This window comes from Nocardia veterana NBRC 100344 (genome assembly GCF_000308855.1).
GTDB classification, from domain to species: Bacteria; Actinomycetota; Actinomycetes; order Mycobacteriales; family Mycobacteriaceae; genus Nocardia; species Nocardia veterana.
In genome coordinates this window covers 23,503-39,929 of record NZ_BAGM01000052.1, presented here as the reverse complement: position 1 = coordinate 39,929, position 16,427 = coordinate 23,503, and the positions used below count along the sequence as shown (strand labels likewise).

Genomic DNA, 16,427 nt, shown 5'->3' with positions numbered 1-16,427 from the left:
GGCAAAGGCCTAGCCTCGTAGGCATGTGCCGAAACATCACCGCCCTGCGCGGGCTCGAACCGGCGGCCACGCCCGAGGAGATCGAGGCGGCCGCCCTGCAGTACGTCCGGAAGGTCGGCGGGCTGACCAGTATCTCCGCCGGGATGCGTCCCGCCGTGGACGAGGCGGTGGCCGAGATCGCGGCCGCCACCACGCGCCTGCTGGCCACCCTCCCCGACCGCAAGGTGCCACCGAAGACGGTGCCGCCGCTGCGGCGGCCGGAGGTCCGGGCCCGCATCGCGGCGCGCGGTTGACGGTCCCCGGCGCCGCCGGTCCGGCGATTCACCTCGCGTTGGCCACCCTGTCCCACTTCCTGAACCCGGACCGGGTTAGCTGAGGGCATGAGCGAGTACGGCGTATCGGAGCCGAATCAGGGCGAAACCGAAGGGGATCCGCGCCCGTCGGGCAGCAGCGCGGAGGTGACCGGCCCCGCGAGCACGGACGTTCACGTTTCCGACCAGCGGCCCCGGGCCGTGAGCCGTCGCTGGTTGTTCGGCGCGTCCGGAGCGGCGGCGCTCGCCGGACTGGCCGTGGGCGCGGGTGCCACGGCCGCGGTCCACGACGACGGTTCCGCCGGCGCGCACGACCTGCGTTCGGTCGCACCGGATCTGGTGGTGGGCCCCGGCCGGGTGGCCGCACCCCCGGTCACCGGCCTGCATCTGCAGTTCGGCTCGGATGCCGCGCGGGAAGCCGTGGTGAGCTGGCACAGCAGTGGTTCGGTGCGCAATCCGGTGGTCCGATTCGGTCCGGCGTCCGCCGGATTCGGCAGTACGGTTGCGGCGCGCACGCGGGTGTATCGGGATGCCGCCTCGGGCCGGGAGGTCTACACCCACCATGCGGTGCTGACGGGACTCACCCCGGCCACCGATTACGTCTACGCGGCCGGACACGACGGCGCGACAAGCGAATTCGGCACGCTGCGCACCGCGCCGGCGGGCCGCGCGGCGTTCCGCTTCACCAGCTTCGGCGATCAGGGCACGCCCACACTCGGCCGGCTCGACAACGGCCGCTACGTCAACGACAACCTGGGCTCACCGTTCGCCGGGGACGTCACCGCCGGGATCGAACGGCTCGCCCCGCTGTTCAACCTGGTCAACGGCGACCTCTGCTACGCCAATCTCGCCACCGACCGGATCCGCACCTGGAACGACTGGTGGGCCAACAACTCTCGCTCCGCCCGGCACCGCCCCTGGATGCCCGCGCCCGGCAACCACGAGAACGAACGCGGCAACGGTCCGATCGGATATGCCGCCTTCCAAACCTATTTCACGGTGCCGGACAACGGCGCCGAGGATTTCGCCCGCGGCCTGTGGTACGCGTTCACGGTGGGCGGGGTGCGGGTGATCGCCCTGGCCAACGACGACATCTGTTACCAGGACGGCGGCAACAGCTATGTCCGCGGTTATTCCGGTGGCGCGCAGAAGCGCTGGCTGGAAACGGAATTGGCGGCGGCCCGCACCGATCGCGACATCGACTGGATCGTGGTCTTCATGCATCAGACCGCAATCTCCTCCGCCGACCGGGCCAACGGTTCCGACCGAGCGATCCGGGAGCAGTGGTTGCCGTTGTTCGACCGCTATCAGGTCGATCTCGTGCTGTGCGGACACGAACACCATTACGAGCGTTCCTATCCCGTTCGGGGCGTGCTGGGCACCGATACGCTCACCCCGAACCCGGTGCCGAACGCGGTCGAACTGGGCCCGGCGACGGCCACCGGCCGTCCGACCGAGATCATCGACACCACCCGGGGCACCGTCCATGTGGTGATCGGCGGCGGCGGCACCTCGGCCCCGTCCAACACCCTGTTCTTCCCCGATCGGCAGGGCCGGGTGATCACCGGCGTCGGCGCCCCGGATCCGGTCACCGGGAGGAAGACGCCGATCTACGTGATGGAGCAGGCGGCGTGGTCGGCGTTCAAGGACCCGGAGAATCCGTACGGCTTCTGCGCCTTCGACGTCGATCCGGGCACGCCGGGCGGGAACACGACGATCAGCGCCACCTACTACGCGCTCAACGGGCCCGGCGAATTGAAGGTGGTCGACGCGTTCACGCTGACCCGTCCCCGCTCGGATCGGTGACCGCCGGCTCCGGGAGCCGGTCCGCGCCCCAACTGCGATGAATGTAGCCGACCACGCGATCCAGCTCCGCGCGGTCGACCGACGCGAGTTCGCCGCGCTCGAGCGGATCGAAGTGGAAGATGTAGAGCCGTGAGGCGAACTGCTCGAACGGCAGCGACCCCTCGCCGAACCGCTCCCCGTGTCCGGCGGTGCCCACGACCACGCCGTCCCCCCAGTCCTGGCCGCTGTCGTTGTTGGGGTTGTAGAAATACACCCGCATGACGTCCTGCGGGTCCAGGTTCACCCGCAGCACCGTGATGGCATGCCAGCCCACGAACCGAGCGGCGCTGTCGGTGACGGCGACGCCGGCGGGCTGCGGGTGGATCAACGGCTGATTGCCGTTGTAGAACGGGTGGTAGCTGGCGTAGAAGTGCCGGAGGAACTCGTCCAGATCGATGAGGCGACCGCTGGCCACGTCGACATTGATGCGGAACCCGCGGCCCGACCACCAGCCGTGGAATTCCGGATTGACCCACCGATGCGGATCGCCCTCGCGTCCCGCGCAGCGCCGCCCCATCTCGGCGTAGATGCGGTCCAGATGCGGGACCACCAGCAGCGAGACCGGGTCCAGATCGAGCGGCAGGGTGGTCGCGACCCCGGCCGAGGCCTCGCGAGAGGAAATCGGCTGTCCCTCGAAGTGCATCACGATCTCGTCGTCGCGGGCGGCCCAGGCCACCGTCTGCAACAGATAATCCGGATCGTTGTACGCCCACATCGACAGCGCCCGGGCGGACTGGCAGGTGGGATTGTCCCCCTGCCCCACGCCCAGCGGCTGTCCCAGGATGGACAGAATTCCCGCCAGCAGCCGGTTGCGCGGATCGGGTGCCGTCCCGAACACCTCGGTCAAGCGCCGCCGGGCGGTGGCCGACAGCGGCAGCGCCAATGCCCGCCACAGCGCCGGCGCCACCGGTGGTTGGTACAGGATCCCGCGTTCGAGCAGCAGTGCGAGACCGTAGATGCTCTGCGCGGTGTCGATGTGCACCGCCTGCTCGATCAGCGCGCGCACCAGCTCGTGATAGCAGAGCAGACAATCGCGCCCGGTGCTGGACAGGCCCAGCGCCTCACCGAGCAGATACTCCCCTCGGCTCAGCAGATAGCGCAGCAGCACCGCGTGATACGGCGACACCAGTCCGGTGTCGTGCATCGAGCGCGCGAAACCCGTTGCCTCGTACTGCAGTGCGCTGTCGTCCATGGACTCGAGCCGGGTGCGGTAGACCTCGACGCCCGGATCCTCCCGGCAGGCGTCGGTGGTGCCGTAGAGGCTGCTGATCAGCCGGTCGGCGCCCAACGCGCCGGCGCCCAGGTCGATATCCGGATCGGCCCGGGCGACGGCGATCTGGGTGATCATTCGCTTCACCTGATCGACCTGGATGGGCCGCTGTCGCAGGATCCGCCAGATCTCGTCCACCAGATGCTCGAGCACCTTCTCGTAACCGATCTCGACCACCAGGTGGTGCAGCAGTTCCCGCGACACCTGCGCCATCCGTCCCTGTTGTTCCCGCTCGGCCTCGCTGGGCGGGCCGAACAGCAGGGCCAGATTCATCGCGAGCACCTGCGACAGATGATCGAGCGCCTGGTCGGCGGTGATCGCGGCGTGCTGGTACTCGCCCTTCGCCACCGCCAGCAGCCGCAGATCGCTGACCGTCTCCAGCACGACGATGTCGGCGTTCGCGCTGCGCAGGGAGCCGGTGCTGAGCGCGGGAATGAGAATCTGCGGCTGCGCCCAGTCGGTGCCACGGAACAGGCCGGCCGCTTCGAGTTCCCGCGCCCGCGCCCGTACGGCCGCGCAGCCGCCGGGCAACGGCAGCACTTTCCGCAACGCGCCCAGCACTCTCGCCACCGTGACCTGCTTACCGAAATCGCTGGTGGCGGCGAGGGTTCGGGTCGCTTCGTCGAGTTTGGCGAGCCGTCTGTCCAGGGTCGCGTCGTCGCTGCCGATGGGACTCACCAAGGGCCCTCCCGTAATCCGTGCTGCCGAGTCGGATTCATACGTAGAAGTCGAGTTCTTCCTGCCGCTTCAGCAGATCCCGCAGAGCGTACGGGTCCTCGCCGAAGAAGTACAACAGTCCCCAGTGATTTCCGAAGGCGGTGCGCTTGGTGACCTTCTCCGACAGCGGAGCGGTGAGTTCGTGCGAATCGAAGTATTCGTGATCCTCGGTTTCCTCCGGAATCGAGAGCCGGCTGACCACGCGCCGCCGCGGATACACCCCGAAGGATCCGGCGTGACCTTTCGCGTCCACAACTTCCCGCGGGAAGAACGCCTCGATCTCCTCCTCGGTCGTCTTCGGGTCGAAGGCGAGCACGAGGGCGTGATAGGCGTTGAACCCGTAGGCCCGCTCCAGAAGCTCGAACACCTTGAAACCCGGTGGCCGATAAGCGACTTCGCCGAAATACATCTCGCCGTCGCTGGTGACGAAGTATTCGGGATGGACGAAACCGAATTCGATATCGAAGGTCTTGATCAACTTTTCGACCTGCCGGGTGATCTCCGGACGGTACCGCTCCAGCTCCGGTGTTGCCGGGACGAAGACCGAATATCCGAGCCGCACATATTCGGAGATGTTCAGGAACCGGATCTTTCCGCCGTGGATCCACGCCTCCACCGCGAATTCCCAGCCGTCCAGGTGCGATTCCATCAGAACCGGGAACTCGTCGTCCGGTATCGCGTCGACCTCGTCGGGGGTGCGGATCACGCGGTGCCCGAGACAGCCGGCCTTGTCGAAGGCCTTGATGTGGATCGGGTCGTTCGGATCGCCGTCGAGCTTGAGCAGCGTCTGATTGACGCGTTTGAGAAATCGGATCACATCGTCGCGTTCGTGCGCTTCCTCGAAGATGCCCACCCGGATCCCACCGAGCTGAGCGCGCCGCTTCATCAGCGATTTGTCGCGCAACAGCATCGCCTGCCCGAGCAGGCGGGGGTTGCCGAGCAGGACCGAATTGATCGCACCGGCCCATTCGACGGTTTCTTCGAAGATCGGGATCGCCACGTCGACACCCATCGCGTGCAATGTCTCCGCGATTTCCATCGACCGGTCGTTGAGGCGTTCGAAATCCCAGGGAATATAAGGTATTTCGTGCTCGCTGCAATACTCGTGCGCCCACTCCGGAGCGACCACCACATACCGCCGGTCGAAACGGTCGATCGCTTCCACGGCGCTCAGGCTCCAACCCAACAGGGCGACATAGCCTTTATCCGGATTCTTGTTCTTCGAGTCACGGAACGACATCGACAAACCTACTCCCCTCTCGACCTCGGTTCATCGATGTCGAGGTCTCGAACTGGCGCGCGAAACATCGATCCCGACAACCTGCCGACAGCGAAGTATCCGCGGTGCGCTCGGCGTCGTCGGCGGGCGGCGAATACGGTGATCCGGTGTCACCGTCATTTCCGACGAGTACCCGTGGCGTCGATTTCCAAACCGGGACAATGCGTTCGGCGAACCGCGGCGGCCGCCGTCCGGGCCGACGTTCACCGTTCGGGAACGAAATTCGTATTCCGCTGCGTCACCGCAAATTCGGATGGTATCGAGCGGCCCGGCGCTAGGTGACGTGCACCAGGTCCAGCACCCGGCGGACCTGCCCGGCCTCGGCGCCGGCGGGTGGCGTCGGCGCCGCCCGATGCCAGGCGGTGAGCAGCAGATCGCACGCGCTGCCGGTGACGACCGAATCCGATTGCGCCGTACCGTATTCCACGACCGACAGCGGCGGCGTGAGGCGCAGCGTCCAGGCCGGGGCGTCGATATCGGTGCACCGGAATTGCACGGCGTAGCCGCTCAGGTCGTCGGGAATCCCCGGACCCCGGCCGAGGAAGCGCGGAACGAAGACGGTGAGCCATTCGTCCACGCCGTCCGCCGCCAGCCGGGGATCGATCGGCTCGGCAGTGCCGGGTGACACCGCGTCCTGAGCGTCCCAGCGGTGCATCGCCGTCTCGTGGGCCTGCCGGCGCAACCAGAACCGCACGGTGCCGGGACCCGCGAAGGTGTCGGCCGGCGCGTCGGGGTCCAACTCGTCCAGGGCACGCACCAGCTCGTCGCGGCTGTCGCGATACCACCCGGGCAGTTCCGTTCGGGCCGGCCGCGGCTGCCGCGCGACTTCGGCCGCGGCCGATTCACCGCCCCGCAGGAATGCCGTGGCCCACCGATGAATCCGGCCGAGGTGGGTGATGAGCCGCGCGACATCCCATCCCGGGCAGGCGGCGACCGGTGCGTCGAACGCCGCGAGCGGAATCGCCGCGATCCGGTCGCCCTCGGTCACCAACGCTGCTCGCCACATCGCATCGTCCACACCGGCAACCTACCGGCGCCGCCCTCACCGCGGCAGCGTGAGCAGTGCCACTGCGGCGGCCACGGTCATCTCGATCGCCGCGCCCAGAACGTCGCCGTTGAGCCCGCCGAAGCGTCGCACGCAGTGCCGGACCAGCATGCCCGCGCCGAGCAGTGCCGCGGCGGCGGCCACCGGCCCCCACCACCACGAGCCGCCCGCGACCAGCGCTGCCACCAGGCCGATCGCCGTCCATCCGACCACGGTGCTTCGCGACTGGGTGCCCGCCACCAAGGTTCCGAATCCGGAGCCCGGAGCGGCCGAATACCCGTGCCGGCAGGCGACGACGACGGCGACGCGGCTCAGCGCGATCGCGAAACCCACCGCGTACCACCGCTGCTGCGCGGCGAGTTCGGCGAATCCCAGCGCCTGCACCCCGATCGCGAACACCAGCGCCACGACCCCGAACGGCCCGACGCCGCCGCTTTTCATGATCTCGCGGGCCCGCTCGGGCGGCCCGTAACAGCCCAGACCGTCCGCGCTGTCGGCCAGTCCGTCCAGATGCATCCCGCGGGTGGCGAGCGCCAGCATCCCGACGGTCAGCAATCCGGACAGGCTCGAACTCGCACCCACCCAGTGCAATACCCACAGCAGGCCGGTTGCCGGGGCTCCGAGCAGAATCCCCACCATCGGCGCCAGCGCGATAGCCCGCGCGGCGGTCGTCCGATCCACCGATTCCGGACCGCGGATCGGGAGCACCGTCAACCACGAGACGGCCAGCCGCACGGCCCCGTTCACAGCCGCTCCACTGCCCGGGCGGGACCGTCACCGGCCCGCGACATCCGTTCCGGCAGGCCGCTCAGGACACGACTTCCGCTGCGGCCGAGCCGGATTCGGCATCGGAGGTGCTGACTCCCGCCTCACCGAAGGTCGCCATCTCGGTCAGCGCGGCGACCGCGGCCCGCACGATCGGTAGTGCGCTCACCGCGCCCGAACCCTCGCCCAGGCGCATATCCAATTCGACCAGCGGTTCCAGCCCGAGCTTGGCCAAGGCCGGCGCATGCGCCGGTTCGGTGGAGCGGTGCCCCGCGACCCACCAGCGCTTGGCGCCGGGCGCGAGCATCTCGGCGATCAGAGCGGCGGCCGTGACCACCACGCCGTCCAGGACGACCGGGGTACGCCGGGCCGCGGCCTGCGCGAGAAAGCCGGCGGTGGCCGCGAAATCGGCGCCACCGGCCACCCGCAGCAGCGCGAACGGGTCCTGCCGATGCGGCCGCGCCCGCCACATGGCATCGCGCACCGCCGAGGCCTTCCGCATCCAGCCCGCATCGTCCACGCCGGTGCCGCGCCCGACGGCCACCACGGGTTCGGTATCGGTCAGGGAAGCGATGAGAACCGTTGCCGGCGTGGTGTTGCCGATTCCCATATCGCCGGCGATCAGCAGATCTGCGCCGCCGTCGATCTCCTCGTCGGCGATGGCCCGGCCGGCGGCCAGCGCCGCGTACAGCTCGGCTTCGGTCAGGGCGTCCTCGCGGTCGATGGCGCCGCTGGATCGGCGAATCTTGTAGGCCGACACCGAGGGATCGGTATCGGCGTCCACCGCGATGTCGACGACCCGCACCGTCGCATCGGCCAGCCGCGCCAGCGCGTTCACCGCCGCCCCACCGGACAGGAAGTTGGCGACCATCTGGGCGGTCACCTCGCTCGGATAGGCCGACACCCCGTGTCGCGCCACGCCGTGATCGCCGGCGAACACCACGACCCGGGCACGCTCGAACTGCCGCGGCGGGCACTGTCCCTGGCAGGCGGCGATCCAGTTGCCCAGCGTCTCCAGCCGGCCGAGCGCACCGGCCGGCTTCGTCAGCTGCAACTGCCGCTGTTCGGCCTGGGCCCGTATCCGCGCGTCCGGCGCGGCCACCGGCCCGAAAGCCGGTACGGTGCCGTCGAATGCGGCCGCCGCGCGCGGTCCGGTCGGCGACGCGGCAGCCTCGGTCGCGCCGACCGCCGGTTCCGAGGGACTCCGGCCGCCCAGCTCGGCGGCGGCCGGCCCGGCTTCGGGCACAGCGCCGGAATCCGAATCCGATTCGGGGCCGGTCTCTTTCGAGACGGCGCGAGCACCGGTTCCGCGCTCGTTCGCGACCGCCCCCGCGGAAAGTCCGGCGGCAGCCGCGGCTGCGCCCAGTGCACCTTCCGCGGTCGTGCCCGCCGCCTTCAGCACCACGGGAACGCCCGCGACGACGAGGACGACCTCGTCGCATACCGCCGCGAGGCGTTGATTCAGAGTGCCGAGTTCGTCTTGGAACAGCCGTCCCGACGCGGTCGCCGGAACGACACCGAGTCCGACCTCCGGACTCACGATCAGCAATCGGTCTGCGTAGCCGGTGACGGCCGCGACCAGGGCATCGATATCGGGTCCGACGGTGCCGCGTGGCGCCTCCCAGGCGGCGCGGGCGTCGAGTCGGGCGGTCAGCCAGGTGCCGAGATCGTCGATCAGGGTGACCGGTGCGGATTCCCCGAGGACGGTGATCGGGTCGTCCTCCACCACCCGCCAGCTACCGGGCCGGCGCACCCGATGGACGGCGACGCGAGCGACGAAATCGGCATCGGTGGGATCGAGGATCGCGGTCGCCACGTACCGCACCGGACCGAGGCGGCCGGCCACCTCCTCGGCATAGGCCGATTTACCCGACCGCGCCCCACCGAGCACCAGCGTTCGCAGCCCTCGGCCGCCCGCAGCATCGTTCACCACGTCAGCACGGTACCAATCGGGCGGCACCGCGATTCCCGCGTACTGGCCGACGCCGCACATCGGACCGCCGGGCTGTCAGCGCGTATGCCCGGAACGGATTCGGTGCCTGACGGCTCGGCTGGTGCTCAGGCCCGCAACACGCAGGCGGGACCCGGCCGGCCCCGCCGGAACCGATCTCAGACGGCGTCGCCCGGCGAGACCCGCGGCTTCGGTGCGCGCATGCGCCGGATCTGGGAGGCGCGGACGAAGGCGTACCAGCCCAGCGACCAGCTCGACGTGGTGTCGTCCGGATACCGCTCCCGCACCCGCTTGTTGATGATGCGGCCGATCACGAAACCCTCCGCGACCATGAACAGCATCATCACGATCATCGCCAGCGTGACGTAGGCCTGCACCTGCGGGGTGAGGAACATGGTCAGGATCAGCACCAGCGCCAGCGGCATGAACAGCCCGACCAGGTTGCGGCGAGCGTCGACCAGATCGCGGACGTAGGCCCGCACCGGCCCGCGATCGCGCGGCAACAGATATTTGTCCTCACCCGCCAGCATCCGGGCGCGACGGTCCGCGGCGGCGGCCCGGCGCTCGGCGGCGGCCGCCTTGCGCTCCTCCCGGTTACCCCGCATGGCCTTGCGCCGCTCCCGGGCTTCCTTCGCGGTCAGCGGCGCCGGCGCGACCGGGCCGCGGCGTCTGCCCTGGGCATCGCGGCGTTTGGGCGTCGGGCGGCCTTTGCCCGCGGTCGGCGCGGGCGCCGGCCGCTCCGCGACGGTGGCCGAGTCGCCGCCGGTCGCGGCCGAGGTGTCGTCGGCGTGGTCGTCGGTGGTGCTGGCATCGCCACGGCGCAGGAACTTCACGCCGACCAGGCTATTGGATGGCACACCGACCGGGAAATACGGTCTCCGCGGAGCCTGTGTCATCGGTCATATCGCCCATACCGCCAAACCGGCCCCGACCGGCCGGTCTGTGGCCGCGACACGCCCCCAGCTGTGGCGATTCGCACGTCGGACCGTGCCCGACCCAGCATTTCCGGGGCCGACCGGCCCGCCCCGCCGCCGACAGTGGCAAGATTGGAATAGCCACCCGCGACGTGGCGTTGACAGCTACCGAGCCGTGCGCTGTTCACGGAAACAACGTTCACGGGTAACGAGGGTCTGCGAGGAGACTTCATGACTGTGCAGAACGAGACCACCACCCACGGTGTGATCCTGACCGACGCCGCCGCGGCCAAGGCCAAGGCGCTGCTGGACCAGGAGGGTCGCGACGATCTGGCGCTGCGTATCGCCGTGCAGCCCGGTGGTTGTGCGGGCCTGCGGTATCAGCTGTTCTTCGACGATCGCACCCTCGACGGTGACCTGACCGCCGAGTTCGGCGGTGTCACGCTGGCCGTCGACCGGATGAGCGCCCCCTACGTGCAGGGTGCGTCCATCGACTTCGTCGACACCATCGAGAAGCAGGGTTTCACCATCGACAACCCGAACGCCACCGGCTCCTGCGCCTGCGGCGACAGCTTCAACTGACATATCCCCCACGGCGCGGAATCTCTGCGGAGGTTCCGCGCCGTGTCGTGCACACGGTACGGTAAAGCTGAATTCGCCCTCGACAGACAAGGACCGGGCTTCGTGACCATCGCTGTGTCCGCTTCCATCGCGACCGACCATCTGATGCGATTTCCGGGGAAATTCTCCGACGTCCTGCTTGCCGATCAGTTGCAGCACGTGTCGCTGAGCTTCCTGGTCGACGATCTGGTGATTCGCCGAGGCGGTGTCGGCGGCAACATCGCGTATGCGATGGGTCTGCTCGGTGGCAGCCCGCTGCTGCTCGGCGCGGTGGGCGCCGACTTCGGCGAATACCGCGAATGGCTCGAGCGCCACGGGGTGGACTGCTCGGCGGTCCGCGTCTCGGAGACCGCGCACACCGCACGGTTCGTCTGCACCACCGATGAGACGATGGCCCAGATCGCGTCGTTCTATCCGGGTGCGATGAGCGAAGCCCGCGACATCTCGATCGCCGAAGTGGCCGAAAACCGTTCGCTGGACCTGGTTTTGGTGGGCGCCAACGATCCCGACGCGATGTTGCGCCACACCGAGGAGTGCCGCAAGCTCGGCATCCCGTTCGCCGCGGATCCGTCGCAACAGCTGGCCCGGCTCGACGGCGACCAGGCGCTGGCCCTGATCGACGGCGCCACATACCTTTTCACCAACGAGTACGAGTGGGGTCTGCTGCTGCAGAAGACCGGCCTGTCCGCCGAGGAGATCGGCCGGCGCGTCGGCATTCGGGTCACGACTCTGGGTGCCAAGGGCGCGCTGATCGTCGATGGTGACGGCGTCGAGGTGAATGTCGAAGTGGTGCCGGAACTTTCACAGGTCGATCCGACCGGCGTCGGGGACGCATTCCGCGCCGGATTCCTCACCGGGCACATTGCCGGGCTCAGCCTGCAGCGGTCCGCCCAGCTGGGTTCGCTCACCGCGGTGCTCGTGCTGGAGACCGTGGGCACTCAGGAGTGGTCGCTGGATCGCGAGAGCGCGCTCGAACGGTTGCGCGGCGCGTACGGACCGGAGGCGGCGGACGAGCTCGGCGCGCTGCTGCGCTGATTCCGCGAGGGACCGAGCCGTTCGGTGGCCCGCGCGCCGGTGACGATTCACAATATTGCGTCCGGATGCGCGGAGTTCGCCCGCGAACAATAGGGTGTGCACATGGGATCCGACCGTTTATATTTTCGTCAGCTGCTGGCGGGCCGGGATTGGGCCGTCGGCGATCCGATCGCCACGCAAATGCGCAATTTCTCGTATTTGATCGGCGATCGCGAGACCGGCGAATGCGTGGTGGTCGATCCCGCGTACGCGGCGGGTGATCTGGTCGATATCGCCGAGTCCGACGGTCTGCGGCTGACCGGCGTCCTGGCCACCCACCACCACCCCGACCATGTCGGCGGCACGATGATGGGCTTCACCCTGCGCGGGGTGAAGGAACTGCTCGAGCGGGTCCAGGTCCCGGTGCATGTCAACCACGAGGAACTGTCCTGGGTCGCCAACGTCACCGGTATCGCCCCGAGCGAGTTGACCGGCCACGACCACGGCGACACCCTCGCCGTCGGTGGCGTCGAGATCGAATTCCTGCATACCCCCGGCCACACTCCGGGCAGCCAGTGCTTCCTGTTCGAGGACCGGCTCGTCGCCGGTGACACCCTGTTCGTCGACGGTTGCGGCCGCACCGACTTCCCCGGCGGCGATTCCGACGCCATGTTCCGCAGCCTGCGTCATCTGGCCGAACTGTCCGGTGACCCGGTCGTCTACCCCGGCCACTGGTACTCCGAAGAACCCAGTGCGGCCCTGTCGTCGGTGCGCGAGAACAACTACGTCATGCGCCCGACCACCCTGGAACAGTGGCACATGCTCATGCCCGGCTGAGCCGAACCGCATCCGCACGAAGCCCTCTCGCTCTGCGCGAGAGGGCTTTTCGCCTGTGCGCACACCAATTTTCCGCGGCCCCACGCACCTTCCCGGCATCTCGGCCGCCGAGCTCACCCGCAACGTATGACGGCACGCCGGCGTCCGCGCTCTAGCGTGATCGTGCGGGAGCGCACCCCGCCGGACGAGCACGAGCGGATCCGAGTCGGCACAGCACCAGGACGTGGCGAGGAGTCGAGATGGGCGATCTGCTCGTACTACTACTTCCGGAAGTGATCGGACTGATCGTCACCCCGGGCGCCGTCGCCGGGTGTGTACTGCTGCTGCAGTCGCATCGCCCGGTCGCCGACGCCTCCGCGTTCGGCGCCGCATTCCTGCTCGTCTATGCCCAGATCGCGGTGGCCGCGCTGCTGGGCGGTGCGGGCGATCCACAGTCCACGTCGAAACAGACCTCGCACTGGGCCGGGCTGGTGGTCGGCGTGCTGTTCCTGCTGGCCGGCGCCGTCATCGCGGCGCGCAAGCCGACAACCGCGTCCAGCGGCGGGCCCCGCTGGATGACGCAGCTGGAGAACACCGGACCGCGTGGTGCGTTCATCGCGGGCCTGGCCTTGGCGGTGATCAATCCGAATCTGTTCATCATGCTGTCGGGCATGAGCCTGATCGCCAGTTCGGGCACCTCGGTCGCCGCGTCAGCGGTCGGGACGATCGTGCTGCTCGTCGCCGCGGTCCTCGATTTTCTCGTCCCGATCGGCATCTACCTGCTGCTGGGCGAGCGCGCCCGCACCGGACTCGACGCGGCCAAGGTCTGGATGATCCGGCACACTCGGGTGCTGTCGATCGGCGTGCTGCTGGTCTTCGGCGCCCTCTTCACCATCCGCGGCATCGTCAATCTGGCCTGAGCGCGGCGACCGCCCGGTCCACCGCGACCGTCTCGAGGAACGCCATGATCGAGATGGCCGGCACCCGGGCAAGCAGGCCGCCGATATCGCGCAACCGCGGCACCCCGGCATCTCATAACGTGGTGGGTGAACCGAGCCGCGAACGTCAGCGCTCGGCCGGCGTATCGGCGACCACGCGGAAACCGAGGTTTCCCGTCGAGGAAACCGGCTCGCTGCCCTGCCGCGCCGACACCCGGTAACGGCGGCAGTAGGACAGGTGGCACAGATACGATCCGCCCCGCATCACCCGGTCACGGCCGAGATCGGGGCCGGTGGGATCGGTCTCGGGACTGTGCCGGTAGTAGTCCGGGGAGAAGTAGTCCGAACACCATTCCCAGACATTGCCGGTGGTGTTGTAGAGCCCGAATCCATTGGGCGCGTACGCGTCCACGGGCATCGTGCCCACATGCGCACCGGGTGCGGTGCGGGGGAAATCGCCGGTGAAGACGTTCATCCGTCGCTGCCCGTCCGGCTCGAAGTCCTCACCCCAGGGGAACGGGCCGGTGGATCCGGCGCGGGCGGCGTATTCCCATTCCGCCTCGGTGGGCAGCCGCGTGCCCGACCAGTTGCAGAAGGCCTGGGCGTCCTCCCAGGAGATATGGACCACGGGATGGTCGGCCAGGGCATCGAGGTCGGAGCCGGGCCCGAACGGATGGGCCCAGTCCGCGCCTTCCACCTGCCGCCACCACGGGGCGTTGACCACCGCGCGGGTGGGCGGCATATCGGGCGGCAGCAATCCGGCGAAGACGAACGACCAGCCGTATTTCTCGGCGTCGGTGCGGTAGCCGGTGGCGGCGACGAATGCGGCGAACTCGGCATTGGTGACCGTGTACCGGCCGATAGCGAAGGCGTCGACCGTGACCGGATGGCGCGGCCCCTCACCGTCCCCGGGATAAGCCCAGCGGCTCTCGTCTCCCATGGTGAAGGTGCCGCCGGGCACGGCGACCAGCCCGGTCTCGAAGTCCGTGCGGCGAGCCGCGTCTGCCGGCCGACCGGCATCGGAACCGTGTCCGGTCGATTCGGCGCTCTTTCCGGCCGCGGGTGCGCAGCAGGCGTGGTGGGTGCCGGAGTCGGTGCGGTGTGGCATGACTTCCTCTCCCTCACTGTCCGAAACGTCAACGCCGGCAGCGGTAGCCGGCCGTACGCTGATCCGACCGTACCGCCCGATTCGCCAGGTCGTGGCGGTATCGGCAACGGGGTGCGCGGCAGCGGCGGTGACACCGTCATTCACCCGAGCGGATGAGGTCCGCCGCCACGACCGGTGGTGCACTCGGCCTCTGGTTCCGGGAAGCCGAGATCAACAAGGTGCTCCCGCTCAACGACCTCGCGGTCAGCGGCAAGGATCTGCAGACCTTCCTCGGGCTGGAATTCGAGGTCCTCGCCGAGGTCACCACGACGGCCGGCAGCGCCGAGGTGATCTTCTCCCACGGGTCGCGGTTCGGTGGTCACGCGCTGTACGTCGAGGACGGGACGGTGCGCTACACCTACAACTTGCTGGGCATACCGCCGGAGCAGCGGCTGGAGGCGTCCGCTCCGGCACCCGGGAAACACACCATCGGTGTCGATTTCCGTATATCGATGTCGAAAAGCATGACGAGGCGGCATTGTCACGGGACTGACGATGCCGCCGCGGCGCTCCGGCGCGGTCCGGGGCGCCGCATGCATCGACGCTGGGTCGCGCCACGACCTCAGGCCAGGGTGCGCAACCAGCCGTGGTTGTCGGCGAAGGTTCCGCGCTGGATTCCGGTCAGGGTGTCGCGCAGTGCCATGGTGACCTCACCCGGCTGACCGCCGCCGATCTCGAATTCGCCCTCGGCGGAGTGCACCCAGCCGACCGGGGTGATGACGGCGGCGGTCCCACACGCGAACACCTCGGTGATCTCGCCGGATTCCGCGCCCGCACGCCACTCCTCGACCGAGACCTTGCGTTCCTCCACCGGGTAGCCGGAGTCGGCGGCCAGTGTCAGCAGGCTGTCGCGGGTGATGCCCGGCAGCAGCGAACCGGACAGTTCCGGGGTCACCAGCCGCGCCTCGGAACCGGACCCGTAGACGAAGAACAGGTTGTTGGTGCCCATCTCCTCGACGTACTTGCGCTCACACGCGTCGAGCCACACCACCTGATCGCAGCCCTTCTCGGTGGCTTGCTGCTGGGCCAGCAGCGAGGAGGCGTAGTTGCCGGCCACCTTGGCCTCACCGGTGCCCCCGGGCGCGGCGCGCACGTATTCGGTGGACAGCCACACCCGCACCGGCTTCACGCCACGCGGAAAGTACGCTCCCGCAGGCGATCCCAGCAGCAGATACTTGTAGGCGGCGGCGGGTTTCACGCCGAGCCCGGCCTCGGTGGCGAACATGAACGGCCGCAGATACAGCGACTCCTCACCACCGGCCGCGGGCACCCAGTCCGCGTCGACCTCGAGCAGCTGCCGCACCGACTCGATGAACAGTTCCTCCGGCAGCTCCGCCATCGCCAGCCGCCGCGCCGACCGCTGGAACCGCGCCGCGTTGGCGTCGATGCGGAAGGTGGCGATGCTGCCGTCGGCCTGCCGGTACGCCTTGAGCCCCTCGAAGATGGCCTGACCGTAGTGGAACACCATCGTCGCCGGATCCATCGACAGCGGTCCGTACGGTTCGACCCGTGCGTTGGTCCACTGGCCGTCGATGTAGTCGATCGACACCATGTGGTCGGTGAAGTACCGGCCGAACCCGGGCGCCGCCAGAATCTCCGCGCGCCGATCCGCCGGAACCGGGGCGGGATGCGGGGTACGGGTGAACTGTGCGGCAACTGTCATGATCTCGATACTAGAACTGCGGTACTCGGCGCCGATGCGCGGACCTGCGTCGGCAGGACGAGGCCGCACCGTCAGAGCCACGGTCTCACCCGACGACCGGCCCGTCTCCCCCTCGCCGGCACGCGGGAGCG

General features: G+C 68.9%; 15 protein-coding genes. 7 read left to right on the top strand and 8 right to left on the bottom strand.

Features of this window, described 5'->3' with window-relative positions:
• Positions 1 to 23: 23 nt before the first annotated feature.
• The gene (locus ON37_RS08630; RefSeq protein WP_040718312.1) at positions 24 to 293 is read left to right on the top strand and encodes a DUF2277 domain-containing protein; all 270 of its coding nucleotides are present in this window, start codon (positions 24 to 26) and stop codon (positions 291 to 293) included.
• An 87-nt stretch (positions 294 to 380) separates the two neighbouring features.
• The gene (locus ON37_RS08625) at positions 381 to 2,117 is read left to right on the top strand and encodes a purple acid phosphatase family protein (RefSeq protein ID WP_083892823.1); all 1,737 of its coding nucleotides are present in this window, start codon (positions 381 to 383) and stop codon (positions 2,115 to 2,117) included.
• Here the strand turns inward: ON37_RS08625 and ON37_RS08620 are convergent.
• The 6 genes from ON37_RS08620 to ON37_RS08590 form a co-directional block, all read right to left on the bottom strand.
• Positions 2,086 to 4,107, bottom strand: a complete 2,022-nt coding sequence (locus ON37_RS08620; RefSeq protein WP_210741490.1) for a hypothetical protein — start codon at positions 4,105 to 4,107, stop codon at positions 2,086 to 2,088. The genes ON37_RS08625 and ON37_RS08620 overlap by 32 nt on opposite strands.
• Before the next feature lie 34 nt (positions 4,108 to 4,141).
• Positions 4,142 to 5,383 carry an ATP-grasp domain-containing protein gene (locus tag ON37_RS08615; protein ID WP_040718309.1) on the bottom strand — a complete coding sequence of 414 codons (1,242 nt, stop codon included), beginning with the start codon at positions 5,381 to 5,383 and terminating at the stop codon, positions 4,142 to 4,144.
• A 313-nt stretch (positions 5,384 to 5,696) separates the two neighbouring features.
• Positions 5,697 to 6,440: a maleylpyruvate isomerase family mycothiol-dependent enzyme gene (locus tag ON37_RS08605; RefSeq protein ID WP_051031358.1), complete on the bottom strand. Its 744-nt coding sequence runs from the start codon at positions 6,438 to 6,440 to the stop codon at positions 5,697 to 5,699.
• Between the two features lie 24 nt (positions 6,441 to 6,464).
• Positions 6,465 to 7,214, bottom strand: a complete 750-nt coding sequence (locus ON37_RS08600; protein WP_040718307.1) for an adenosylcobinamide-GDP ribazoletransferase — start codon at positions 7,212 to 7,214, stop codon at positions 6,465 to 6,467.
• A 61-nt stretch (positions 7,215 to 7,275) separates the two neighbouring features.
• Entirely contained in the window at positions 7,276 to 9,165 is a 1,890-nt protein-coding gene (gene cobT, locus ON37_RS08595) for a nicotinate-nucleotide--dimethylbenzimidazole phosphoribosyltransferase (RefSeq protein WP_245553117.1), read from the bottom strand.
• A 176-nt stretch (positions 9,166 to 9,341) separates the two neighbouring features.
• Complete coding sequence (locus tag ON37_RS08590) at positions 9,342 to 10,016, bottom strand: DUF3043 domain-containing protein (protein WP_040718305.1); 675 nt, start codon at positions 10,014 to 10,016, stop codon at positions 9,342 to 9,344.
• A gap of 312 nt (positions 10,017 to 10,328) precedes the next feature.
• Between ON37_RS08590 and ON37_RS08585 the strand changes: the two genes are divergently transcribed.
• From ON37_RS08585 to ON37_RS08570, 4 genes are all read left to right on the top strand, one after another.
• Positions 10,329 to 10,679 carry a HesB/IscA family protein gene (locus ON37_RS08585; protein WP_040718304.1) on the top strand — a complete coding sequence of 117 codons (351 nt, stop codon included), beginning with the start codon at positions 10,329 to 10,331 and terminating at the stop codon, positions 10,677 to 10,679.
• Between the two features lie 102 nt (positions 10,680 to 10,781).
• Positions 10,782 to 11,753: a carbohydrate kinase family protein gene (locus tag ON37_RS08580; protein ID WP_040718303.1), complete on the top strand. Its 972-nt coding sequence runs from the start codon at positions 10,782 to 10,784 to the stop codon at positions 11,751 to 11,753.
• Between the two features lie 102 nt (positions 11,754 to 11,855).
• A complete protein-coding gene (locus ON37_RS08575) occupies positions 11,856 to 12,569 on the top strand; it encodes an MBL fold metallo-hydrolase (protein ID WP_040718301.1) in 714 nt (237 codons plus the stop codon).
• 239 nt (positions 12,570 to 12,808) lie between these two features.
• Positions 12,809 to 13,468, top strand: a complete 660-nt coding sequence (locus ON37_RS08570; protein WP_040718300.1) for a GAP family protein — start codon at positions 12,809 to 12,811, stop codon at positions 13,466 to 13,468.
• A gap of 145 nt (positions 13,469 to 13,613) precedes the next feature.
• Here the strand turns inward: ON37_RS08570 and ON37_RS08565 are convergent, their stop codons facing one another.
• Positions 13,614 to 14,594: a formylglycine-generating enzyme family protein gene (locus tag ON37_RS08565; protein ID WP_040718364.1), complete on the bottom strand. Its 981-nt coding sequence runs from the start codon at positions 14,592 to 14,594 to the stop codon at positions 13,614 to 13,616.
• A 152-nt stretch (positions 14,595 to 14,746) separates the two neighbouring features.
• On the opposite strand from ON37_RS08565, the gene ON37_RS32830 reads away from it, so the two are divergent.
• Positions 14,747 to 15,295 (top strand): hypothetical protein, encoded by a 549-nt coding sequence (locus ON37_RS32830; RefSeq protein ID WP_157171392.1) that lies wholly within the window; start codon positions 14,747 to 14,749, stop codon positions 15,293 to 15,295.
• Here the strand turns inward: ON37_RS32830 and ON37_RS08555 are convergent.
• Entirely contained in the window at positions 15,196 to 16,296 is a 1,101-nt protein-coding gene (locus tag ON37_RS08555) for a branched-chain amino acid aminotransferase (RefSeq protein ID WP_040718297.1), read from the bottom strand. The two genes, ON37_RS32830 and ON37_RS08555, sit on opposite strands and share 100 nt — an antisense overlap.
• Positions 16,297 to 16,427 lie beyond the last annotated feature (131 nt).